The following is a 23,551-nucleotide window of genomic DNA, read 5'->3' as shown; positions in this document are numbered from 1 at the left end:
ATTTTTAGGTACTGGCAAATAAGAATAAGTTCCAATTGATGTGCAATCGCCATGATGGCTGTTCTCCCCATCGGCCCGCGGAGGTTAGAATGTGGGAAATCAGGACGCGTAAATGACCGAAAAGTCTGTTTCAGAAGCCGAATACGACACCATCACCGATGCCGCAGCGCACTGGTGCATGCGCATGCATGCAAGTGATTGCACACCGGCTGAACGTCAGGCTTTTCAACAATGGCATGACGCCCATCCCCTGCATGCCTTTGAATACGCCGCGATGCTGGAAATCTGGGACGTCGCCGATCACTTGCCACGCACCGCGCCCGCCGCGCCGGTATTGGCGTTCAAACCGCGCCCCCGCGTACGTCGTTATGCCGTGGCGGCGGCGCTATGCCTGGCGGCCCTGCCGCTGGCCGCGTTCACCGGGTGGCAGGCCGGGTGGCTGCCCAATTCCTATGAACGTTTCGAGGCGACCCAGGGCTTGCGTCAGGTGACCTTGAGCGATGGCAGCCAGGTAGAGCTGAACCTGGGCACCGAACTGGTCTATAGCAACTACAAGGATCAGCGCCGCGTCACGCTGAAGAAAGGCGAGGCGTTTTTCAGTGTCAGCCACGACAGCGCTCACCCGTTTGTGGTGCGCGCCGGTGAAGGCCAGGTGCGCGTGACGGGCACCCAATTCAATGTGTGGAAATACGGCGATCAGGTCCGCGTGATGCTGCTCGAAGGCTCGGTGCAGATCGCCAGCGATGCCACGCATGGCAGCGTGCCCCTGACTCCGGGCATGCAGGCCAGCTACCAGGCGGGCGATGCCACTCCGCGCGTGAGGCCGTTCAGCCCGAATGACAGCGCACTGGCCTGGCGCCAGGGCAAGCTGATCCTCGACAACCTGGCCTTGGTCGACGCGTTACCGCTGATCAACCGCTACTTGAGCAAACCGGTGATGCTGGCCGACGCCAGCACCGGGGCGATTCGAATCGGCGGCATCTACAACCTCACCGAGGTCAATAACCTCATCCCCTCGCTGCCCAAGGTACTGCCGGTCTATCTGACGCAGAACCAGGACGGCAACCCCGTTCTCAATTCCATCCCGCGTAAAAATCCTAAAGGCTGAGCCCGGCCCATTCATGCGGGCCTGTTCGCGCCCGCAGTGTCCATTTTTGAAACACCTGCCTGCCCTGAAGCCCGTGTACACCGTGGGTTCATGATTTTGTCATGCGCGGTGTTACGCCGGTGATACACAGGGGTGAATCGTTTGTGGCACAGCGGGCTACACGCGCTTGAAGGGCAGGTGTTTCAGCGCTGAGACACCGGCAGCGTCGACGCGCCGCCAGTTATTCACAAGCCATTGAATATTAAGACAATTCAAAAAGCGGCACGGCATCTGCTCTATCCCTCACAGCACTGTTTAGGGTCAGTGCTGAGAATAAGGATATGCCGCCGTGAACACACTCACACAACACTCGATGAAGGTACTGCTGACCAGCTGTGTACTCAGCCTCGGCATCAGTGCGCCAACCTTTGCCGGTGATGGTGTGATCGTGACGGGCCGCAACGTACAGGCACACATGTACGGTCGCGCCGCATTCGGTAAAGACCCCTACCCCACCACTGCCAATGCCAATCCCACCCAAGAAGTTCTTGGCGCCACCGGCGAGCTCAGTGACCTGGCTATCGGCGGTGTCAGCAGCGGTTCAAGTTTCGCCCGCGCCAGCCAGATCGATAGCACGTTGACCGGCGTGCATGCCACGCAGAACAGCATGTCGACCCTCGGCACCGGCGCCACCGCCGGGCATGGCAGCGGCAGCAGCATGGGTGGACAGATCAGTAACTCGATCCAACGCGGCATGGCCCCTCTGAATAACCTCGGCAACATGATGGGGGGCAAATAATGAACCGTAGCTTGCTCTTGCTCGCCCTGCTGGGGAGTGCCTCGGCCATGGCCGACAACAACGCTGTGATCAACAACAGCGGCAAAGACTACCGCGGCAACCTTTCGATCAACCAAGCGGCAGGCAATCAGCAGCAACAAGCCAACAACCGTGCCATCGCGCTCGGCGGCCAGGCCACCACGGTGAATATCCAACGGCTCGACGGTCAGGTCGATCCGTCTCTGAATGCCAAGGCCGCGATTCAGGGCGCTTCTTTTACCAATGGCAACGGCATGTTGGGCGTCAACCAAGCCGCTGGGGCCAATAACCAAACTGTTAACGCCGTGCGGATCAGCCTCAACCCTGGCCCGCAAAGCATCGACGACAGCGTCTTGTTGCAACAGAACACGACGCAATTAACCGACTCAGGGCTCACCCCCACCACTGGCAGCCGCCTGGTCGTTACCAGCGACCAGGCCTTCACAGGCAGCCGAGGAGTGATTCAGGTGAACCAGAGTGCCGGGGTGGGGAACCGAATGGCTAACACCCTGGGCATCACTATCAAGTAACGACTTGGTAGTACTCGCAAGACCGTACCAACACTTAACCAACTAATAGAAGCAAGGAGAAACACCATGAAACCTCAAATGGCTCTGAAACCTCTGGTTTTCGCTCTCGCCGCACTCATGGCTGCTGCTGCTCAAGCAGGTAGCTGGCACCCTGCGCCTCAGCCTACCGGCACTATTGCCGCTGCAGTAAGCGGCGAACAAAACAGCGTTGGCAACCGGTTCGACAACACTAAGACAGAAAACAACGCCTCCGCCGATGGTTCGGTCAACCGCAACACCGGTAACGTAGGCAACATCACGCAAGCCGGCGATGGTCAGGAGGCTCAGAACAGTGTCGCCATCGCCAGCGCCAGCGGCGATGCTGCCACCGTATTCGGTGGGACCGACGTGACTCAGAACAGCGTGCTGAACACATTCGTCACCAAAGGCACCCAGAACAACGCGTCTCTGGACGGCTCGGTTAACGGTAACTCCGGCAACGTGGGTAACATCGGTCAGGCCGGCCAGGCCAACCAAGCTGCAAACAGCGTGGCGATCGTCACTGCCGATGGCAAAAGCATCGTAGCCACCGCCAGCACCGTGCAAAACTCCCTTGGCAACAGCTACCTCAGCACCGCCGCAACCAGCCACGGCTATGGTCATGGCTATGGCGGCAAGCCTCAGTACGTGTCCAACAACGCCAGCCTGGACAGCTCGGTCAACGGCAACTCCGGCAACGTAGGCAATACCCTGCAAGCAGGTCAGGGCAACATGGCCGGCAACGCCCTGTCAATCAGCCAAGGTTGCACCACCTGCGCCAGCGGCGTGCGCTTCTGATCCAACGGGGCCTTGGCAACAAGGCCCTTTCCTATTCCAGTGTCCACCCGGCCTTCGATCATGCGCCTCGCGACCCTCACCCTGCTGATGCTCCTCACCGGCCCGACCTGGGCAGGCACCATGGCGATCTCCGCCATGCCTGGCGGTGCAGTGATCTACAAGAAGGTCGAGAGTATCCGCGAACGCCGGTTCGCCAACCTGGTGGAACAGAAAACCGATTTCAGCTGCGGCGCCGCCGCCCTCGCCACCATCCTGCGTCAGGGCTATTGGCTGGACGTCGACGAAGACCATGTGATCAAAGGCATGCTGATCAACGCCGATCAGGACCTGGTGCGCACCCAGGGCTTTTCCATGCTGGACATGAAGCGCTACCTGGAAAGCATCGGCATGCGGGCGCGGGGCTACAAGATCTCGCCGGAAACCCTGCTGACCGTAAAGATCCCGGTCGTGGTGCTGCTGGAAATCCGTGGTTACAAGCACTTCGTGGTGATGCAGCGTGCCGACAAAGACTGGGTCTACATCGGCGACCCGGTGCTGGGCCATAAGCGCTACACCCGCGACGACTTCGTCAAAGGCTGGAATGGCATCGTATTCGCCGTATTGGGTGAGGGTTACGACAAGACCAACGCCTTGCTCGCCCCTCCTACGCCCCTGACCGCCAAGAACCAGTTGAATGAGTTCAGGCCCGTGGGCGACGCCGAATTGATGGATTTCGGTTTTATCCAGAGCGACTTCTTTTAATAAGAAGCGCCATAAGGGGCCAGGATGCTCCAGGAGCAGAAGATGAACACTTCCCGTTGGCTGACGGTTTTGTGTCTGGCAGCCGCAATGCCCGCTTATGCTTCATCGGGTTTCAAACCGATCGAATTGAAAGACTCGGAAATGGCCGACCTGCGCGGTCGTTATGTAATGCCGGGGCGCATCATCAGCTTCGGTATCGTGATGAGCAGCACCTGGACCAATGCCATGGGCGACAGCATCACCGGCAAAGCCAGCATGCAGGTCGATAAAACCACGATCACCCCGCAATTTTATGTGCAGACCACCGGCTCGGCGGGCAGCGGCACCGGCCAGAGCACCGGTACCGGCAATGTCGTCGGCGGCGCCGGTCTGGGCAGCGGCCAGGGTGTGACGCAAAGCGTGCGCGCGGCCGGCGACGGCAACACCGCGTACAACAATGTCGGGATCACCGTGAGTCAGGACGGCCTGGCGCCGGCCAATCTCGCGCAATCGGGGCAAGTACTGGTGGCCGGCGGCACCGTGACCGGTGACAGCGCGGCCGGCAAAGTGAGCGTGTCGGCCAATAACGGCGGCCTGCAAATGGCGATCCAGGCCAACCATAACCAAGGCAACAGCCTGCAGCAGATTGGCGGTGGCACTGTGCTGCAAGGCACTGTCTTGACCGGCAATACCAACTTCGTCAACAACATCACTCAACTTAACGTCGTGATGGGCAATAACGGGCTGAACAACCCGGCGTTGAATTGCAACCTGGACCAACTCAAAGGCCTACGTACGCTCGGTTATTGAACTACGCTGACCCTCGACACTTACGCATTAAAAAAGGACGGCTTATTTCATGCATCGATCGTTATCGCTTCGTGCGGTGGTCTGTTTAAGTACGCTCTTGCCCGCATCCGTGTTGTATGCCGCGCCAGATGCCGATATCGAAACACTCAAGCAAGAACTCCTGGAACTCAAGCAACGTTACGAAGTGCAGCAAAAGGCCTTGGCGGTGCTGGAACAGCGAGTGCGTCAGGTCGAGGATCAACCGGCGACGCCGGCGCCCAAACGCCTGGCCAAATCCCCCGCCGACTTCCAGAAAGGCGGCACCACCGTGGCCGGCACTGGCGCCGCTGCGGCCTCCGGTGGCGCGGGCGGCGGCAGTTCCTATGGGCAGTCCCTCAAGGACGACTCGGCGCCTGCGCAAAGTGTCAGCAACCTTTATAACGAAGCCAGTGGCTTCTTCGGCAATGGCAAGTTCAGCTTCGAAACCGGCGTGACCTACGCCCGCTACGACGCGCGCCAACTGACCCTCAATGGGTTCCTGGCGCTGGACTCGATTTTCCTCGGCAATATCAACCTCGACCGCATCAAGTCGGACAACTGGACCCTGGACCTGACCGGCCGCTACAACCTCGACAACCGCTGGCAGTTCGACGTCAACGTGCCGGTGGTGTACCGCGAATCGACATACCAGTCAGCCGGTGCAGGCAACAACGGCACGGCAACATCGGAAGCATCGGTGACCCGCGACCCGACCATCGGCGACGTCAACTTCGGTGTGGCTTACAAGTTCCTCGACGAGACCCCCACCTTGCCGGATGCGGTGGTGTCGGTGCGGGTCAAGGCGCCGACGGGCAAGGAACCGTTCGGCATCAAGCTCATCAACCAACCCGGCAACGACAACTTGTTCGTACCTGAAAGCCTGCCCACCGGCAACGGGGTCTGGTCGATCACGCCGGGCATCTCCCTGGTCAAGACCTTCGATCCGGCCGTGCTGTTTGGCTCGTTGTCCTACACCCACAACTTCGAAGATTCGTTCGACGACATCAGCAGCGACGTCAACCAGAAGGTCGGCGGCAAGGTCAGCCTGGGTGACAGCTTCCAGGTCGGCATGGGCGTAGCGTTCGCGCTGAATGAGAAAATGAGTATGTCGTTTTCGGTGTCTGACCTGGTCCAGCGTAAAAGTCGCCTCAAACCCAATGGCGGGGACTGGCAATCGGTGGTCTCCAGCGATGCCAACGCCGGCTACTTCAACGTGGGCATGACCATTGCCGCCTCGGATAACCTGACGATCGTGCCGAACCTGGCGATCGGTATGACCGACGACGCGCCGGACTTCACCTTCAGCCTGAAATTCCCTTACTACTTCTAACCAGATGCACAAGGAAAAGCCCCGCAACGATAAGGGTCGTTGCGGGGCTTTTCGGTTTACCCGCCCTAGCGGATCTGGTGTTTGTGCAGCAACCGATAGAACGTAGGCCGGGACACGCCGAGCACACGGGCAGCGACACTCAAGTTGTCGCTATGACGGTTGAGCACATCGCACAGCGCCTGACGTTCGGCACGGTGCTTGTAGTCTTCGAGTGTAGCCAAGGGTGGCGCGATTGCCTGCTCGCTCTGCAATCCCAGATCAACGGCTTCGATCTGGCGCCCTTCGGCGAGCACTAGGCCACGGCGCACGCGGTTGGCCAACTCGCGCACATTGCCGGGCCACGGATGCTGCGCCATGGCCGCCAGGGCATCTTCGCTGAAACTGCGCGGGCGGCGTCCGGTTTCCTGGCTGTAGAAACGCGCAAAGTGGTTGGCCAACATCGCCACGTCACCATGGCGCTCGCGCAACGGCGCGGTGACCACCTGCAGCACATTGAGGCGGTAGTACAAATCCTCGCGGAAGGCGCCCTTGGCCACCGCCGCTTCAAGATTGACGTGGGTCGCCGCCAGCACACGTACATCCACCGGGATCGGCTGGCTGCCGCCGACGCGCTCGATGTGCTTCTCCTGCAAAAACCGCAGCAGGTTGGCCTGCAGCTCCATCGGCAGGTCGCCGATCTCATCGAGAAACAGCGTGCCGCCGTTTGCCGCTTCGATACGCCCGATCTTGCGCTGGTGCGCGCCGGTAAACGCACCTTTCTCATGGCCGAACAGTTCGGACTGGATCAGGTGTTCAGGGATGGCACCGCAGTTGATCGCCACGAAAGGCTTGGCATGGCGCTGGGACTGACGATGCAGGGTCTTGGCCACCAGCTCCTTGCCAGTGCCGCTGTCACCGCGAATCAAGACGGGGGACTCCGTCGGCGCCAGCTTGGATAATAGTTTGCGCAGTTCACGAATGGGCCGGCTATCGCCCAGCAGTTCGTGCCCCTCATCCACCGGTGTGTGGCCTTTACCGCGCAAGCGCGCCATGCCGAATGCGCGTCCCAGAGTGACCTGCACCCGCGAGACGTCAAACGGCAACGTATGGAAGTCGAAAAACCACTCGCAAACGAAGTCGCCGACATTCTGCAAGCGCAGTACATCCTGGCTGAGCACGGCAATCCATTCAGTGCCGCTGCGGCCGATCAGCTCCTTGACCGCTTCGGGCCTCTTCAGGTGTTCGGGCTGCAAGCGCAGCAGGCCGACATCGCAGGAGCGATCCCCCACGTCCTCCAGCGCACAGCTGTCCACTTCCCACCCCGCCGTACGCAGCCCGGGCAACAGCCCATGGCAGTCATCGCACGGATCGACCACAAGCAAACGGCGTTGGACGAGAGGCACACCCATGACTGATCCTTGGCGTCAAAAATCGTTAAAGTTATTTAGAAACAACCAGTTGTAACGACTGGTGCTAACCCTAGCAAGATATTGACGCGCGCCTTGTACCGTTTCGCTATAAGTCGGGGCAAAAAGCCATCTTCTTGCTTCAGCGATTAAAAAGTTGCCGACTGTTGAAACTTTCAATCAGCTTTCAAAACAGGCGCTTACATGACCTCAATCACGGAAAGTTGAAATTTGTTGCTCTAACATGTGACCCGCACCCCGCCATCGCGCATCAGTACAAGTAACTCGCCGCCTGGCTCGCCCAACCGACGGCACTCATTTGATTGGGCATTTAGAGAGAGACCCCAATGAACGCCCCGCTCCGCATCAACGAAGCTCTTTTGATCGCAGACCGTGCCTTCCAGCCCTTTCAGTGCGTGGCCTGGCACGATGGCAATGGCGCCCTCAGCCTCAGCGTCGTCGACCGCACCAACAACCGCATCGGCCGCAAGCAACTCTCGTCGAGTGCCTACACCGATCCCGCGCAATTGGAAAACCTGCTGTTGCAGGCGCGTGCCGAACTGGATAAAAGCGGCTATCAGTTGCAATCCTGGGCAATGCCTAAGTAAATAAATCGACGGCACAACTTTCGATCCGTACAAACCGTGATCGTAAGTTGTGCCGTCGAACTTAGCGTATTGCGTGTGACGGCAGAATAAACCGCTCGAAAGCTTCTGCGGCACCGTCTTCAATATTAGTGCCCGTAACCACATTGGCGCGACGTTTGACGGTTTCTTCCGCCTGGCCCATGGCAATCGCCAGCCCGGCCACCTCAAACATCGCCGGGTCATTGCCGCCATCACCGATGGCCGCAGTGTGCTCAAGCGCCACGCCCAGATGCTCGGCCAACGTTTTTAACGCCTCGCCTTTATTGGCCAACATGGCCGTCACATCCAGATAAACCGGCTGCGACCGCGAGACCTGCGCCAGCCCCTCGACCTTGGGGTGCAAACGTGCCTCCAGTTCAACCAGCAGTTGCGTGTTAAGGCTGGCAGCGACAATCTTGTCGACCCGATCCAGATAGGGCTCAAAACTCTCCACCACCTGCGGCCCATAGCCCAGCCCAGCGGTTTCCCGCGGTTCCATCGGGCCGGGCGAACCACGGCGCAGCCAATCGCCATCGGCAAACATCCAGACTTCCACCTCCGGCTCGGCCGAAAACAGCGCCAAGGCGATCAGCGCGGCTTCAGCAGGCAGGTGATGAGCTATCAAAACCCTGCCGTCCGGATGGATCAACGTACCGCCATTGAAGCCCGCCACCGGAACATCGATACCGAACGTTTCAATCAGGTGCAACATGGCCTTGGGCGGTCGCCCGCTGGCCAGGCTGAACAGCACACCGGCGTCACGCAAGGCACGAACCGCATCGGCCGTGCGTTGGCTGAGGCTGTGGTCAGGATGCAGCAACGTGCCATCCACGTCGCTGAGGATAAAACGGATGGGTTGGATCGCGGCATCACTCATCCGAGTGTGTGCCAGGTACGACCATCCCGGGCCAGCAGCGTGTCAGCCGCCGCCGGACCATCTTCACCTGCCTTGTAAGTCTGGATGCCATCATCTTCCTTCCACGCATCGAGGAATGGCTGCACCGCGCGCCAGCCGTTCTCGATGTTGTCGGCGCGCTGAAACAAGGTCTGGTCGCCGGTCATGCAGTCGTAGATCAGGGTTTCGTACCCCGTCGACGGTTGCATCTCGAAAAAGTCCTTGTAGGCGAAACCCAGTTGGATATTGGCCATATCCAGGGTCGGCCCAGGCTTTTTCGCCAACAGGTCGAACCACATGCCTTCATTCGGCTGGATCTGGATTTTCAGGTAGGTAGGCTTGAGTTCATCTACGTCGGTGTCGCGGAACTGCGCATAGGGGGCCGGCTTGAAGCAGATCACGATTTCGGTATCGCGCACACTCATGCGCTTGCCGGTGCGCAGGTAGAACGGCACGCCGACCCAGCGCCAGTTGTCGATCATCACCTTGAGCGCCACAAAGGTCTCGGTGCTGCTGTCCGGCGCGACGTTGGCCTCTTCGCGGTAACCCGGCAATGCCTTGCCGCCGATCTCGCCAGCGGTGTACTGGCCTCGTACCGAGTTGGCCCGTGCATCTTCCAGGGACCAGGGGCGCACCGCGCCAATCACCTTGGCCTTTTCCCCGCGCACCGCGTCGGCGCCGAATGCCGCTGGCGGCTCCATGGCGACCATGGCCAACAGCTGGAACAGGTGGTTGGGCACCATATCCCGCAACGTGCCGGTCTTTTCGAAGAAATTACCCCGCGTCTCCACGCCGACGGTTTCGGCGGCGGTGATTTGCACATGATCGATGTAGTGATTGTTCCAGAACGCTTCGAACAGCACGTTGGAGAAACGGCTGATCAGGATGTTCTGTACCGTTTCTTTGCCCAGGTAATGGTCGATGCGGTAGATCTGCTTCTCGCTCATCACCTTGAGCAGGCACGCGTTCAACGCTTCGGCGGTGGCCAGATCGGAACCGAACGGTTTTTCGATGACCACGCGACGGAAACCGTGGTCAGTTTCCGTCAACAAGCCCGCGCTGCCCAACCGCTGCACCACCTCGCTGAAAAAACGCGGCGCGGTGGCCAAGTAGAACACCGCATTGCCGGTGCCGCTCTCGGCGATTTTCTTGCCGATGTCGGTGTAGGTGCTGTCGTCGAGGAAGTCGCCCTCGACGTAGCTGATGCCTTTGGCCAACTGAGCCCACAACTGCGGGTCCAGCGCGTTCTCGGCATTGCCTTTGACCTTGCTCGCGGCTTCGGTGCGAATGAAATCTTCGAGTTTCTTGGCGAAGTCGGCATCGCTGATGGCGTTGTGGTCCACCCCGACGATGCGCAAGCCGTCGCCCATCAACCCGTCGCGACTGAGGTTGTACAGCGCCGGCATCAGCAGGCGCTTGACCAAGTCGCCATGGGCGCCAAACAGGAACAAAGTGGTAGGTGGAGCGGGTTCGGCCTTCAGTTTTTTGCCGTTAGCCGTCATTTTTTGGAAGTCTCCACGTGACCACCGAAGCCGAAGCGCATCGCCGACAGCATCTTGTCACCGTAAGTGCTCTGCTGGCGCGAGCGGAAACGGGCGAACAACGAGGTGGACAGCACCGGCACCGGCACGGCTTGTTCCATGGCCGCTTCGATGGTCCAGCGGCCTTCGCCACTGTCGGCCACGGAGCCGGAATAGCCGTCGAGTTTCGGGTCGGTGGCCAGGGCATCGGCGGTCAAGTCCAGCAACCACGACGACACCACGCTGCCACGGCGCCACACTTCGGCGATATCGGCCACATTCAGGTCGAAACGCTGATCTTCGGGCAAGTTCTCCGAGTTCTTGGTTTTGAGAATGTCGAAACCCTCGGCGAACGCCTGCATCATGCCGTATTCGATGCCGTTATGGATCATCTTGACGAAGTGCCCGGAACCGGCCGGCCCAGCGTGGATATAACCGTGTTCGGCGCGCGGGTCGGCGGCGGCGGAACGGTCCTTGGTGCGCGGGATGGTGCCCAGGCCTGGCGCCAGGCTGGCGAAAATCGGGTCCAGACGCTGCACGGTTTCGGTATCGCCGCCAATCATCATGCAATAGCCGCGTTCCAGGCCCCAGACACCGCCGGACGTGCCGACGTCGACATAGTGCAGACCTTTTTCCGCCAGGGCCTTGGCGCGGCGTACGTCATCCTTGTAGTTGGTGTTGCCGCCATCGATGATCACGTCGCCGCTGTCCAGCAGTTCACTGAGTTCTTGAATGGTGTTCTCGGTGGGGTCGCCCGCCGGCAACATGACCCACACGGCGCGAGGCTGCTGCAGCCCGGCGACCAGGGCTTTGAGATCGGCAACGCCAGTGGCGCCCTCTTCGCTCAAGCCTTTGACAAATGCTTCGTTACGGTCGTAAACAACGGTGGTATGCCCATTGAGCATCAGGCGCCGTGCAATATTCCCGCCCATGCGGCCTAGTCCGATAATCCCCAGTTGCATGTGCTGATGCTCCTAACTACTAAAAAATGTGTGACATAGTTTATAGCGCAATGAGGCTAATGAGGGTTAGTCCAGAGCGGATCCGTGTAGTTTCATGCCAAAAAAGATGCCATCGTTTCACCATCACCGCGGTAAAAGTCACACGACCACCAAAAATAAAAAAGTTCCATTGCTGTGAAAAAGAATTCAGAATTGCTTCCGACTGATGCCGAGAACCTCGACTCAAGCGTTCTGGCACACCGCGACACACCGGCTATTTGCGAGGCAAGCAATGAGCACAGCACAGATGACCCGCCCTCCCCAGACTCTCTACGTCAATATCCGTCGCGATGAGTTGCGTCAGTTGAAAGACGAGCGCGAACAATTGCAGCAGGAAGTCATGCGCCTGCGCTCGTACATCATCCAGGCTCAACTGGATCAGCCGGCCGGCGCGCAACCTGCACTCTGCTAAGCCCTGTCACCGCTTTGTAAGATAACCCCTACAAAAATCTCACAAAGTTTTCACACGCCCATCCCGATACTCCCGCCCCCAAAGGCCGCCCCTTAAAACCAGGGTGGCCGGTGTTGCGTGCAGCTCTGCGCGTCAACTGGAAAACTCTTGGGTTGGAGCGCCGGATGGCAACGTTCAAACGCAGCACTAAGTCTGCGAAAGGCTTTGATTGGGCTGGCCTTGGCTGGCTGTTCCTGTTTTTCTGGTACTTCTCGGGTATTACCCAACTGCTGATCCAACTCAGCGGCACCTCGGGTTTCAGCGGGTTTCGCCAAGCCTTTTTCATGAGCGCCCTGTGGCTCGCGCCGATGCTGGTCTTTCCACGCCAGACCCGTGTACTCGCCGCCGTGATCGGCGTGGTGCTGTGGGCCTGTTCCATGGCCAGTCTGGGATATTTCTTCGTTTATCAGCAGGAATTTTCCCAGAGCGTCATCTTTATCATGTTCGAGTCGAACATCTCCGAAGCCGGTGAATACCTCACCCAGTACTTCGCCTGGTGGATCGTACTGGCGTTCATTGCTCACACTGCCTTAGCCATCTTCCTATGGACCCGCGTGCGCCCGGTCTACCTGCCGCGCGGCCAGGCGTTGCTGGCGGCAACCGCGATCCTGGTGGCCATTGTCGGCTACCCGCTGGTCAAGCAGATTGCCCGTAGCGAGACCCTGGCCGACGGCATCGACCGCTTCGAAACCCGCATCGAGCCGGCCGTGCCTTGGCAGATGATCGTGGCCTACCGCCGTTACACCGAACAACTGGACAACATGCAGGGCATGCTGCACAGCGCCAGCCAGATCCCGCCGCTGACCAACCTCAAGGACGCCGCCGCCGGCCAGCCGTCGACACTGGTGCTGGTCATCGGCGAATCGACCAACCGCCAGCGCATGAGCCTGTACGGCTATCCACGCGCAACCACACCAGAGCTGGACAAGCTGCGCGACCAATTGGCCGTGTTCGACAATGTCATCACCCCACGCCCCTACACCATCGAGGCGTTGCAGCAGGTGCTGACCTTCGCCGACGAAGAAAACCCTGACCTGTACCTCAAGACGCCATCCATCGTCAGCATGATGAAACAGGCCGGCTACAAGACTTACTGGATCACCAACCAGCAGACCATGACCAAGCGCAACACCATGCTCACGACCTTTTCCGAACAGGCCGACGAGCAGGTGTACTTGAACAACAACCGCAACCAGAACGCCCGTCAGTACGACGGCGATGTATTAGCACCGTTTTCCAAGGCCCTGGCCGATCCGGCCGAGCGTAAGTTCATCGTGGTGCACCTGCTGGGCACGCACATGAGCTACCAGTACCGTTACCCGCCGAGCTTCGACAAGTTCACCGACCGTGAAGGTGTGCCTGCGGGCATCAGCGACGATCAGTTGCCGACCTACAACAGCTACGACAATGCGGTGCTGTACAACGACTTCGTGGTGTCGAGCCTGATCAAGGACTACGCCAAGACCGATCCCAACGGCTTCCTGCTGTACCTGTCGGACCATGGCGAAGACGTATTCGACTCCGCCGGCCACAGCACTTTGGGCCGTAATGAAGGCAAGCCGACGGCGCCGATGTACACCATTCCGTTCATGGCCTACGCCTCGCCGAAATGGCGCGAAAGCCACAGCTGGAATTTTGCCGGCGACCTGCAGCGGCCCTACAGCAGCTCACAGTTGATTCACACCTGGGCCGACCTGGCCGGGTTGAGCTCCACTGAGTTGGACCGCAGCAAAAGCCTGGTGAGTGACAGCTTCAAACCGCGCCCGCTGCTGATTGGCGACCCCTATCAGCGCCAGCAAAAGCCGCTGATCGACTTCAGCCTGATCAAACCGAAGAAAGCCGCCGCCACTGAAGTGGTGCTACAGGAAACACCGGCCTTGTAACAGAAAGATAACAATCATTCTCGTTTAAGCCTAAAGTTGCCCTGCTCCTTTCGTCTTTGAGCCATGGCCTTTTCATACCGAAAAGGCCGCAAAGACGACAAGGAGTCTTCCGCGATGATCGCGCCTTTCACCCGTTCCATGTCCTTTTCGCTCAGCGTGTTTGGTGTGTTGCTGAGTCCTGACTTGCTGGCTGAAACCGATAGCGACCCAACACCGCTGGAGTTGCAAGCCACCAGCATCACCGCGGATGGCCTCGGCGCCACCACCGAGCACACCGGGTCCTACACCACCGGCTCGATGAACACCGCCACGCGCCTGAACCTGTCCGTCAAGGACACTCCGCAGTCGATCTCGGTAATCACTCGCCAGCAGATGGACGACTTCAACCTCAATACCTTGACCGACGTGCTGCGCCAGACCACCGGCATCAACGTGCAGCACAACGACTCCGACCGAGTGGCCTACTCTTCCCGTGGCTATGGCATCAGCAATTTCCAGATCGACGGGATGCTCAATACGTTCGGCTATATGAAATCCGACGCCGACACCATCATCTACGACCGTATCGAAGTGGTGCGCGGTGCAACGGGCTTGACCACCGGTGCGGGCGATCCTTCGGCCACCGTGAACATGGTGCGCAAGCGCCCTACCGCCCAATGGCAGGCGAAAACCGGCGTCAGCGGTGCCAGCCATGACAATTACTACAGCTACCTGGACGTCGGCGGTCCGCTGGCGTTCGACGGTCGCCTACGCGGGCGCACGGTGCTGGCTTACCGCGACAGCCAGTCGTTCCGAGATAACTATGCGCTGCAGCGCTCGGTCGGCTACGGCATTCTTGAAGGTGACCTGTCAGACGATACCGTGTTGGCCGTGGGGTTCGATTACCAGGACAAGCAGGTTCAGGGCACCTCCTGGGGCACCGTGCCCTACTGGAACAGCCGGGGCGAAAAGGCCAGGCTGCCGCGCTCGACCAATATGGCGGCGCACTGGAGCTCCTGGCCGCTGACCGACAAAACCACCTTCGCGACCCTGGATCATCGCCTGGCAGGCGACTGGCACCTGAAAGCCGCCTATACCCATCGGCAGAGCGACACGGACGGCAAGGTGTACTACGGCGGCGCGGGGTTCCCCAACGACGACCGCAGCGGCATGAGCGCCTGGGCCAGCCACATGCGCGGCACTTCGAGAATGGAAGCCGTTGACCTGAACCTGGCCGGCAGTTATGCGCTGCTGGGGCGCGAACATGCACTGATGATGGGCTACGGCGAAGCGGCCCAGCGCGACGTGTCGCCGTTTATGCGCAGCCGCCTGGATGACAGCTACTACACCATTGAAGATTGGAAATACATGGGCGGCATCCCCAAGTTCACCGACACGGTCACCGACCTCAAGGGCGAACACAGCAGCAAACAGCAAAAGGCCGGTTACCTGGCCACGCGCCTGAGCCTGACCGAGCGCCTGCACGCCGTACTGGGCAGTCGCTACGGCAGTTGGGAGTTGGAAAGCGCGGCCCCGAGCTACGATGCCAACAACCAACTGACCGCCAACGACAAGACCCGCCAGACCCACAACGATATGTGGACGCCCTACGCCGGGCTGCTCTATGACTTGACGCCGGAGTACACCGTCTACGCGAGCTACACCGATATCTTCAAACCGCAAAGCCTGCGGGATGCCAACAAGAAATACCTGGAGCCAGTGGTGGGCAGTAACTATGAAGTCGGCCTCAAGGGCAGCGTGCTCAATGAGCGCGTGAACCTGGCCGCCGCGTATTTCTGGAGCACCCAGGATAACGTCGCGGAACGCGACTACTCGGTGGCGCCGAACCCGGCCACCGGCGAGGAGTACTATAAGTCCGGCGGCAAAGGCAACAAGGTCAACGGCTTCGAGCTGGAGGTTGCCGGCGAGATCATGCCGGACTGGAACCTTACGGCGGGTTACACCTACACCCACTCGGTGAACGGCGCGGGCACACGCAACAACACCGGCCAGCCCCTGAACCTGCTGAAGGTGTCCAGCGCTTATCGCCTGCCAGGCGCATGGCGCAAGCTTACCGTGGGCGGCGCGGTGAATTGGCAGAGCGACATTTACGATTTCGGTAATCGGCCCACGGGGGAACGGAATGCCGATGGCGAGCTGATCACTACCCGCGACAAGATCACGCAGCAGGCTTACACCTTGGTCAACCTGATGTCGCGCTACCAAGTCGACGAGCATCTATCGGCATCGTTGAACATCAACAATCTATTCGATCAAAAGTACTACGAGCGCGTCGGTTTCTATAACGGCGTGTACTGGGGCGACCCTCGCGCGGTTACCTTGGCCCTGGACTGGAAGCTTTAAGCTCGACGCCCGAAGTTAATAAAAAAGTTAACTTCGGGTGTGCCTCAGGTTAATTCCCACTTAATGACCCGCCCCCATAGTTGCCCCATCCATTCGATCAGGGAGCGAGCGAATACCGATCACACTTAATGGGAACACCACCATGAAACTTTCCACCCTGATGCTCGCCAGCCTGATGACGTTGACCTCCGCCGCCGCCTTTGCCGAGGGCGGTTCAGAGCGCTCGAAGGAGTTCTACAACAACTTCGCCTTTATTCAGGAACAGACTCACGGCCCTCTGCAACAACAAACCGCAGCTGCTGACGGTAGAGACTTGAAGAACACGCCTGTCGAACAATCCGGTATTGAACAGCAACCCAAGGGTTAATTTAATCGGGCGTTAATCCGCAGATCCCTTTGTCATTTCGCTCCTTTGGCAATGGTTAACTTGGCGCCATTCAATGGCGCCTTTTTTATTACAGCGGTTTATTCCAGAACAGCATGCGGCCATGGGCCGGATCAAACACCGCATCATCAAAGCCGAACTTGCGATAAGCCGCCTGCGCCACGGCATTGCCTTCAAGTACTTCCAGGGTGATCTTGCAGCAGCCACGCTGGCGGGCGATCTCCTCGACCTTCTGCAGCATTTTCTGACTCAACCCCAACCCGCGAAAACGCTCCATCACCGCCACATCATGCACATTAACCAACGGTCGGCAGGCAAACGTGGAGAACCCTTCAAAACAGTTGATCAACCCTGCAGGCTCGCCGCCGACAAATGCCAGCACGCTGAATGCATGGGGCCGCTTGGCCAGTTCCGCCGGCAGTTGCTCCAGCAAGTCAGCGGGCAGGCCATGGCCGCCACCCATGGGGTCTTCGGCGTAATGGTTGAGTAACGTGGCGATCGCCTCGGCATGCACGGGATTGGTGTAGCTGGCTTGCAGCACCAGGATGTCAGGGGTGTCCATTTCCGTCCTCGATAGCAACAACAAGGGAATCAGCTCCCTTTGAGAGGCACGATTGTACGCACGGCGTCAGCCGCAGATGAAGGAGATTAACTACAAATCCGCGCATGAAAGCGCGAAGGTTTTACCCATCAAAAGCGTCTGCCGGACGGTTTCGGTGGCTTTTCCTACGGGATCGCGCCGAAACGCTGTAGCTGCATTTCCCGTAAGCGGCTCAAAGTTCGACGGAACGGAAATTCCAGGTAGCCCTCGGTGTAAAGGCGCTCCAACGGGACGCGGGCTTCGATGAACAGCGGCACCTTGCGGTCGTAGCATTCATCCACCAGGGCGATGAAACGCCGCACGCTGTCATCGTGCACCGACAACGCCGGCAGTTCGCGATCACCGGCCAGCACGCGCTGGGCCGCATCTTCGGTGCCACGGGCAATCCGGCCAGGCCGCTTGCGGGCACTCAACTCAGGGACTTCGCCGAGTAGGATCGCGCGGTAGCGATCGCACAGCAGCATAAAGTCCATCGCCGCCAAGGGTTGTTCGCACAGATCGGCGTAACGGCACCACAGCACACGGTCGCTGGCGCGCACCGCGACGATGCGGCGATGCCCGACGTCAATCGGCCCACTGACCACCGCCTGCCCGTCGGCCAGACGCCCAAATACCTCGGCCAGCGCCTCCGGCTGGTTGACCCGGTAACGCTGCAGGCCGACGCCGGGGTGCAGACGGTGATCCTCTTCACCGTCCACCGCCACCACCTGCATATGCCGCTTGAGTGCGGCGATGCCCGGCAGGAAGCGCTCGCGGTTGAAACCCTCGGCATACAACTGATCGGGCGGCTGGTTGGAGGTGCAGACCATCACCACGCCAGCCTCGAACATGACCTGGAACAAACGGCCCAGGATGATCGCATCGCCGATATCGTTGACGAACAATTCATCGAAGCACAGTACTCGCACCTCACGACTCAGTTCATGCGCCAGAGCCTGCAACGGGTCGGGTGTGCCACTCAATTGGAACAGACGCTGATGCACCCAGCCCATAAAGTGATGAAAATGCTGGCGCCGCGCGGGGACACGCAGGCTTTGATAGAACTGGTCCATCAGCCAGGTTTTACCGCGCCCCACAGGGCCCCATAAGTAAACCCCGTTGATCGGCGCGCGGCCCTGATGCAGGGCCTGATGGCAGGCTTGCAGGGCATCGACCGCGCGGCGCTGGGCGGCGTCGGTCACAAAGCCCTGCTGGGTGATGGCGTGTTGGTAGGCCGCTAGAGGCGAGTCGAAAGTCATGCCCGCCAGTATGACCTACACGGAAATATCCAGGCGTGAAATCTTGCCCTGCTCATTCAAGCGAAAGGTGTAGCGCAACTCCAGCGGGCTGCCCGGAAAATTACCGGTTACCACGTTGCTGACCAGCACCTTACCCGTGCGATGCTGCACGTTGAGCACTTCGACCCGCGGCTGGTAGCGCTGGGCCGTGTCCTCCATCCAGCGCGCAATGGCGGCGGTGCCGACCTGATGCTGGCCTTCATCAAACACGTTGGCATCTTCGGCAAAACATTGGGCCACCACCGAGATGTCGCGGCTATTGGTCGCTTCGATATAGGTGGCGATGGCCGGGGCCAGTTCGGTAAGGGGCATGGCACAACTCCTGTCGGTTGATTTTGTAAGGCCATGCTAAGCCTGCGTTGTGTCAGTTTTTGTCAGGAGTGAAACGGCCGCTGTCATCCTGTTCCATCAGCTTGCGCCAGGCCCGCAACCAGTCACTGCGGCGGCCCGGATAGCGTTCGCCACGGGCCTCGGCGCTGGCCACGCGGTCGGTGCGAAAAGTGCGATAGGCGCCGCGTAACTCGCACCAGGCGACGATCACCCGCACCTCATTCAGAAAGCCCAGGGCCAGCGGCCAGATCAGGCGCTGGCTCTGGGTTTGACTGGCGTCCGCGTAATCGATGTGCAGCTTGCTCTGCTGGCTGATCGCCTCGCGGAACACATTGAGCGGCACGCGGTTCTCCGGATAGCCGAACCCCGGCGGGCCCGGCAACAGGGTCGGGTTACGCAAGGCTTCTTGAGCGGCAGGGTCCAGCACATCGGCGATTTTCGCCAAGGCGTTGGCGGCGGCGCGACTGAGCACGTCATCGCCACGCTGATCCACATAGCGCAAACCCAGCACGATCGCCTCGGTTTCCTCGGCGTTGAGCATCAAGGGCGGCAAGAACAGGCCGCTGCGCAACACGTACCCTACCCCGGCCTCGCCGAAAATCGGCGCGCCCAGTGCGGTCAACTCAGCGATGTCGCGGTACAGCGTGCGCTCGGACACCTCCAGCTGCGCCGCCAGCGCGGCCGCCGTGACAGGGCGCTTGCGCCCACGCAGAGCCTGCAGCAAGGTCAGTAAACGAGTGGTGCGGGACACGTTGATGGCTCAGGCGGGAAAAGATGCCGCAGTTTAGCACCTGCTACTGACAGAACTTGTCAGTAGCAGGTGCCTGCGGTTTGCTGAGGTGTTGCGGTGTTTTGATAGGGCTGCTTCGCAGCCCGGCGCGGGGCAAGCCCGCTCACCACAAAAAAAGCCTGCTCATCTCATTAAGGGGTGAGCGAACGGGGATGACAACGCGCCGGCCCCTTACGCCAGGCTCTTGCTGACCACTTCGTACACATCGCTGGACAACTCGCCGGACGCGAGGATGCGCTCCAGCTCGGTTTTCATCAGCGCCTGGCGCGCGCTGTCGTACTTGCGCCAGCGGGTCAGCGGTGCCAATTGGCGCGACGCGATTTGAGGGTTGAGGACGTTCAACTGGATCACCAGGTCCGCCAGGAAGCGGTAACCGGAACCGTCCGCGGCGTGGAAGTTGATCAGGTTCTGCCCGGCAAAGGCGCCGATCAGCGCACGCACCTTGTTCGGGTTTTTGATCGTGAACGCCGGGTGCTCCATCAACGCCTTGACCCGCGCCAGCCCGCCCGGCAGTGTGCTGCCCGCCTGCACGCTGAACCACTGGTCCATGACCAGCGGGTTGTCCTTGAAGTTCTCGGCGAACACCGCCAGCGCCTGGGCTTTTTCCGCCTCGAACGGCGAGTTGACCAGCACCGCCAACGCCGTCAGCCGCTCAGTCATGTTGTCGCAGGCGTCGAACTGTTCCAGGGTTGCCGCCAGCACTTCGGACTTGGCGCTGAGCATCAGGTAGGACAGCGCAATGTTCTGCAAGGCGCGTCGCGCAAAGTGTTCGGCCGAGGCCACATAAGGGGTCTGACGCGACAATTCGCGATTGGCCTGATAACGCAGCCACAGGGTGTCGAACAAGTGGTCGGCCAGTTGCTTGCGCGCAAATTCGCGGGCGGCATGGATGGCGTCCACGTCCGCCACATCGCTGATCTCGGTGAGATAGGCTTCGCTCGGCAACGAGAGCATTTCCGCGACCATGGCCTGGTCGAGGGTTTCGTCCGTCAGCACCGTGCGCAGCGCGTCAATCAGACGCTGATCCAACTGCAGCGGCTGACCGGCCTGATGCTGGCCGATCAGCTCCTGCAACACCTGCACCGACAGTTGCTGCCCGGCATCCCAACGGTTGAAGCCGTCGCTGTCGTGCTGCATCAGGAACATCAGTTGATCACGGCTGTAGGGGAAGCTCAGCTTCACCGGCGCCGAGAAGCCGCGCAGCAGCGATGGCAATGGCTGCTCTGGGATATCGACGAAGGTGAAGGTCTGCTCGGCTTGCGTCACCGACAGCACGCGGGAGGTGCCAGCGGCTGCGGCCTCGCCCGCCAGGCGCAACGGCAGGTCGGCGCCCTTGCCGTCCAGCAAGCCCAGTGCCACCGGGATCACGAAGGGCAGTTTTTCCATCTTGTCCGGAGTCGGCGGGCAGCTCTGGCGGAAGGTCAGGCTGTAGGTGTGGGCGGCGGCATCGTAGGACTCGCTCACCGCCAGGCGCGGCGTGCCGGCCTGGCTGTACCAGCGTTTGAACTGGCTGAGGTCCACGTTGTTGGCGTCTTCCATGGCCTTGATGAAGTCATCGCAGGTCACGGCTTGGCCGTCGTGGCGTTCGAAGTACAGGTCACTGCCTTTGCGGAAGCCTTCGGCCCCGAGCAAGGTGTGGATCATGCCGACTACTTCCGAACCCTTTTCATACACGGTCAGGGTGTAGAAGTTGGAAATCTCGATAAAGCTGTCCGGGCGCACGGCGTGGGCCATGGGGCCGGCGTCTTCGGCGAACTGGTGAGTGCGCAGGTAGGCCACATCCTGGATGCGCTTGACCGTGGCCGAGTTCATGTCGGCGGAGAAGCCCGAGTCACGGAACACCGTGAAACCTTCCTTGAGCGACAACTGGAACCAGTCGCGGCAGGTCACGCGGTTGCCCGACCAGTTGTGGAAGTACTCGTGGGCGACAATCGCTTCGACCCGCTGGTGCGCGGCGTCGGTGGCGGTCTCGGCGCGGGCCAGCACGGCGCTGGAGTTGAAGATATTGAGGCCCTTGTTCTCCATGGCGCCCATGTTGAAGTCATTGACCGCCACGATCATAAAGATGTCGAGGTCGTACTCGCGGCCGTAGGTTTCTTCGTCCCAGCGCATGGATTTTTTCAGGCTGGTCATGGCGTGCTGGCACTTGTCGATATTTTCCGGCTCGACGTAGATGCGCAGCGCCACTTCCCGCTGGGTCATGGTGGTGAAGCTGTCTTCGACGCACCACAGGTCGCCGGCCACCAGGGCGAACAGGTACGCGGGTTTCTTGAACGGATCTTCCCAGGTCGCCCAGTGACGGCCGTCTTCACCGGGGCCGCTGGCAATCGGGTTGCCGTTGGAGAGCAGCACCGGGTAGCTGTGCTGTTCGGCGATCACCGTGGTGGTGAACCGGCTCATCACGTCCGGGCGGTCGAGGTAGTAGGTGATCTTGCGAAAGCCTTCGGCTTCGCATTGGGTGCAGAACATGCCGCCGGATTTGTACAGGCCTTCCAACGCGGTATTGGTTTCCGGGTGGATGCGCACGCTGGTGTCGAGCGTGAAGCTGTCGTGGGTCGGGTGCAGGGTCAGGTGGCTGTCGGTCAGCTGGTAGTCAGCCTCGGTCAGTTCCTTGTCACCCAAATTGACGCTCAACAGCTCCAGGTGCTGGCCATCTAAAACCAGCGGCGGCAGGCCGGCGCCGCGCTCGGGATTGCGGCGCATCACCAACTGCGCGTGGACCAGGCTGTGGTCCTCGAACAACTCGAAGGTCAGGTGCGTCTCGTCGATCAGGTAGTCCGGCGCCTGATAGTCCTTGAGGTAGATCATCTTGGGTTGTTCGGTGCGCATGGTGGGCATCCTTCTACTGATGCACGGCGAGCTGGTAGGCCGTGTACTTGCGAATATTGATAACGCCGGTGTCGAAGATCAGGTATTGGCCTTTGATCCCCAGCAGCGTGCCTTCGGCAATCGGGTTCTTGTCCAGGTTGAAGCTGACAATCTTGGCCGGATACTGCTCGACCGGGTAGCGGATTTCGATCGGTTCGATGTCGGCAATGGTTTGGATGGCCTGTAGGCCAAAGCGTTCCTGCAACCCCTGCAAGCCCTCGGCACAGGCGGCGAACAGCTCGTCACGAACTTGCTTGAGGTTCACGCTGGCCGCGTCGCCCTTGAGCAATGCCCGCCAATTGGTCTTATCGGCCACCTGGCTGCGAAACAAGTCTTCGACAAAACCGGACTGCTGGCGCGTAGCCACGCGCATGATCGGTAACGCTTGACTGGCGCCCTGATCCAGCCAACGCGTCGGCAGCTGGGTGGCGCGGGTGATGCCGACCTTGATCCCGGAGGAATTGGCCAGGTACACCACGTGGTCGGTCATGCAGAACTGCTCGCCCCAGCTCGGATCACGGCAAGTGCCGGCGTCGTAATGGCAGCGCTCGGGGCTCATGATGCACAGGTCGCACTGGGCCAGTTTGGTCATGCACGGGTAGCAATAACCCTGGCTGAAACTGGTCTTGGTCTTGCGCCCGCAATGGCTGCAATGAATGGCACCGAGGTATTCCAGGCGCACGTGGGTGCCAATCAACGGGTTGACCGGCACTTCGGTATCGCCCAGACGAAACGCATATTGAACGGTCGGCTCACCGAGTTTCGCCGACATTTTGCTGACTGCACCGCGACCGATTTCAATCAATGGATCGCGTCCGACTTGAACAGGATATTCGGGACGGTGGTCGACTTCGACTGGCATTCCTGCGGGCCCATGTAGCCGGTGCGCTGGTCTTCCGGCAGGTTCTGGATTTCCCAGGCGATCATCGCCTGCAACGACAGTTCGCGCTGCTCGGCGGTGAGTTTGCGGCCGTCGGACCATTTACCGATTTCCACGGCGAGCTTGAGGCTCTGGTAGATGTCCGGGGTGATGTTTTCGATCATTTCAGCAAAAGAGGACATGGAGGC

23 protein-coding genes are annotated in these 23,551 nt (G+C 60.1%); 12 read left to right on the top strand and 11 right to left on the bottom strand.

Annotation, left to right across the window (positions count from 1 at the left end; translation table 11 throughout):
- The first annotated feature begins 112 nt into the window (after nucleotides 1-112).
- The 7 genes from QRN41_RS14030 to fapF all read left to right on the top strand — a co-directional run bounded on the left by QRN41_RS14030 (nucleotide 113) and on the right by fapF (nucleotide 6,128).
- Nucleotides 113-1,108 carry a FecR family protein gene (locus tag QRN41_RS14030; protein WP_167417536.1) on the top strand — a complete coding sequence of 332 codons (996 nt, stop codon included), beginning with the start codon at nucleotides 113-115 and terminating at the stop codon, nucleotides 1,106-1,108.
- A 328-nt stretch (nucleotides 1,109-1,436) separates the two neighbouring features.
- Nucleotides 1,437-1,886, top strand: coding sequence for a fibril amyloid chaperone protein FapA (gene fapA, locus QRN41_RS14025; protein ID WP_167417535.1), 450 nt, complete (start codon nucleotides 1,437-1,439; stop codon nucleotides 1,884-1,886).
- Nucleotides 1,886-2,434 (top strand): fibril amyloid subunit FapB, encoded by a 549-nt coding sequence (gene fapB, locus QRN41_RS14020; RefSeq protein WP_094066412.1) that lies wholly within the window; start codon nucleotides 1,886-1,888, stop codon nucleotides 2,432-2,434. The genes fapA and fapB overlap by 1 nt, the downstream gene beginning before the upstream one ends.
- A 66-nt stretch (nucleotides 2,435-2,500) precedes the next feature.
- On the top strand, nucleotides 2,501-3,250 hold the full coding sequence (gene fapC / locus QRN41_RS14015; protein ID WP_167417534.1) for an amyloid-like fimbrin subunit FapC: 750 nt from the start codon (nucleotides 2,501-2,503) through the stop codon (nucleotides 3,248-3,250).
- 60 nt (nucleotides 3,251-3,310) lie between these two features.
- On the top strand, nucleotides 3,311-3,991 hold the full coding sequence (gene fapD / locus QRN41_RS14010; protein WP_167417533.1) for a fibril amyloid maturation endopeptidase FapD: 681 nt from the start codon (nucleotides 3,311-3,313) through the stop codon (nucleotides 3,989-3,991).
- Between the two features lie 42 nt (nucleotides 3,992-4,033).
- The gene (gene fapE / locus QRN41_RS14005; protein WP_167417532.1) at nucleotides 4,034-4,780 is read left to right on the top strand and encodes a fibril amyloid subunit FapE; all 747 of its coding nucleotides are present in this window, start codon (nucleotides 4,034-4,036) and stop codon (nucleotides 4,778-4,780) included.
- Between the two features lie 49 nt (nucleotides 4,781-4,829).
- Nucleotides 4,830-6,128, top strand: a complete 1,299-nt coding sequence (gene fapF, locus QRN41_RS14000) for a fibril amyloid transporter FapF (RefSeq protein ID WP_034097072.1) — start codon at nucleotides 4,830-4,832, stop codon at nucleotides 6,126-6,128.
- Nucleotides 6,129-6,193: 65 nt separating this feature from the next.
- On the opposite strand, the gene QRN41_RS13995 is transcribed toward fapF, so the two are convergent.
- Nucleotides 6,194-7,516: a sigma-54 dependent transcriptional regulator gene (locus QRN41_RS13995; RefSeq protein ID WP_034097071.1), complete on the bottom strand. Its 1,323-nt coding sequence runs from the start codon at nucleotides 7,514-7,516 to the stop codon at nucleotides 6,194-6,196.
- A gap of 344 nt (nucleotides 7,517-7,860) precedes the next feature.
- On the opposite strand from QRN41_RS13995, the gene QRN41_RS13990 reads away from it, so the two are divergent.
- Nucleotides 7,861-8,121, top strand: coding sequence for a hypothetical protein (locus QRN41_RS13990; protein WP_034097070.1), 261 nt, complete (start codon nucleotides 7,861-7,863; stop codon nucleotides 8,119-8,121).
- A gap of 61 nt (nucleotides 8,122-8,182) precedes the next feature.
- Here the strand turns inward: QRN41_RS13990 and QRN41_RS13985 are convergent, their stop codons facing one another.
- The 3 genes from QRN41_RS13985 to gnd are packed head-to-tail and all read right to left on the bottom strand — an operon-like array spanning nucleotide 8,183 to nucleotide 11,516.
- Complete coding sequence (locus tag QRN41_RS13985) at nucleotides 8,183-9,016, bottom strand: Cof-type HAD-IIB family hydrolase (protein ID WP_123479456.1); 834 nt, start codon at nucleotides 9,014-9,016, stop codon at nucleotides 8,183-8,185.
- Nucleotides 9,013-10,536, bottom strand: coding sequence for a glucose-6-phosphate dehydrogenase (gene zwf, locus QRN41_RS13980; RefSeq protein WP_167417531.1), 1,524 nt, complete (start codon nucleotides 10,534-10,536; stop codon nucleotides 9,013-9,015). Before zwf ends, QRN41_RS13985 begins: the two co-directional genes overlap by 4 nt.
- Nucleotides 10,533-11,516: a phosphogluconate dehydrogenase (NAD(+)-dependent, decarboxylating) gene (gene gnd / locus QRN41_RS13975; protein WP_034097067.1), complete on the bottom strand. Its 984-nt coding sequence runs from the start codon at nucleotides 11,514-11,516 to the stop codon at nucleotides 10,533-10,535. Before gnd ends, zwf begins: the two co-directional genes overlap by 4 nt.
- A gap of 271 nt (nucleotides 11,517-11,787) precedes the next feature.
- Between gnd and QRN41_RS13970 the strand changes: the two genes are divergently transcribed.
- The 4 genes from QRN41_RS13970 (at nucleotide 11,788) to QRN41_RS13955 (ending at nucleotide 16,599) form a co-directional block, all read left to right on the top strand.
- A complete protein-coding gene (locus QRN41_RS13970) occupies nucleotides 11,788-11,967 on the top strand; it encodes a DUF6026 family protein (protein ID WP_256203854.1) in 180 nt (59 codons plus the stop codon).
- Nucleotides 11,968-12,131: 164 nt separating this feature from the next.
- A complete protein-coding gene (locus tag QRN41_RS13965) occupies nucleotides 12,132-13,889 on the top strand; it encodes a phosphoethanolamine transferase CptA (protein ID WP_167417530.1) in 1,758 nt (585 codons plus the stop codon).
- Between the two features lie 114 nt (nucleotides 13,890-14,003).
- Nucleotides 14,004-16,232, top strand: a complete 2,229-nt coding sequence (locus tag QRN41_RS13960) for a TonB-dependent siderophore receptor (protein WP_285421685.1) — start codon at nucleotides 14,004-14,006, stop codon at nucleotides 16,230-16,232.
- 142 nt (nucleotides 16,233-16,374) lie between these two features.
- Nucleotides 16,375-16,599: a hypothetical protein gene (locus tag QRN41_RS13955; RefSeq protein ID WP_034137928.1), complete on the top strand. Its 225-nt coding sequence runs from the start codon at nucleotides 16,375-16,377 to the stop codon at nucleotides 16,597-16,599.
- Between the two features lie 88 nt (nucleotides 16,600-16,687).
- On the opposite strand, the gene QRN41_RS13950 is transcribed toward QRN41_RS13955, so the two are convergent.
- From QRN41_RS13950 to QRN41_RS13920, 7 genes are all read right to left on the bottom strand, one after another.
- Complete coding sequence (locus tag QRN41_RS13950) at nucleotides 16,688-17,179, bottom strand: GNAT family N-acetyltransferase (protein WP_034097063.1); 492 nt, start codon at nucleotides 17,177-17,179, stop codon at nucleotides 16,688-16,690.
- 164 nt (nucleotides 17,180-17,343) lie between these two features.
- On the bottom strand, nucleotides 17,344-18,456 hold the full coding sequence (gene zapE / locus QRN41_RS13945) for a cell division protein ZapE (RefSeq protein ID WP_285421684.1): 1,113 nt from the start codon (nucleotides 18,454-18,456) through the stop codon (nucleotides 17,344-17,346).
- 15 nt (nucleotides 18,457-18,471) lie between these two features.
- Complete coding sequence (locus QRN41_RS13940; RefSeq protein WP_285421683.1) at nucleotides 18,472-18,807, bottom strand: nuclear transport factor 2 family protein; 336 nt, start codon at nucleotides 18,805-18,807, stop codon at nucleotides 18,472-18,474.
- Nucleotides 18,808-18,859: 52 nt separating this feature from the next.
- A complete protein-coding gene (locus QRN41_RS13935) occupies nucleotides 18,860-19,576 on the bottom strand; it encodes a helix-turn-helix transcriptional regulator (protein WP_123479461.1) in 717 nt (238 codons plus the stop codon).
- A gap of 210 nt (nucleotides 19,577-19,786) precedes the next feature.
- Nucleotides 19,787-22,444 carry an aminopeptidase N gene (gene pepN, locus QRN41_RS13930; RefSeq protein WP_285421682.1) on the bottom strand — a complete coding sequence of 886 codons (2,658 nt, stop codon included), beginning with the start codon at nucleotides 22,442-22,444 and terminating at the stop codon, nucleotides 19,787-19,789.
- A gap of 13 nt (nucleotides 22,445-22,457) precedes the next feature.
- Entirely contained in the window at nucleotides 22,458-23,288 is an 831-nt protein-coding gene (locus QRN41_RS13925) for a DUF2797 domain-containing protein (RefSeq protein ID WP_034097058.1), read from the bottom strand.
- Nucleotides 23,285-23,545, bottom strand: a complete 261-nt coding sequence (locus QRN41_RS13920; protein ID WP_034097057.1) for a YeaC family protein — start codon at nucleotides 23,543-23,545, stop codon at nucleotides 23,285-23,287. Before QRN41_RS13920 ends, QRN41_RS13925 begins: the two co-directional genes overlap by 4 nt.
- Nucleotides 23,546-23,551 lie beyond the last annotated feature (6 nt).

It is taken from the genome of Pseudomonas sp. efr-133-TYG-23, from assembly GCF_030209215.1.
Lineage (GTDB): Bacteria > Pseudomonadota > Gammaproteobacteria > Pseudomonadales > Pseudomonadaceae > Aquipseudomonas > Aquipseudomonas rhodesiae.
This window is presented reverse-complemented; position numbering and strand designations above follow the sequence as displayed.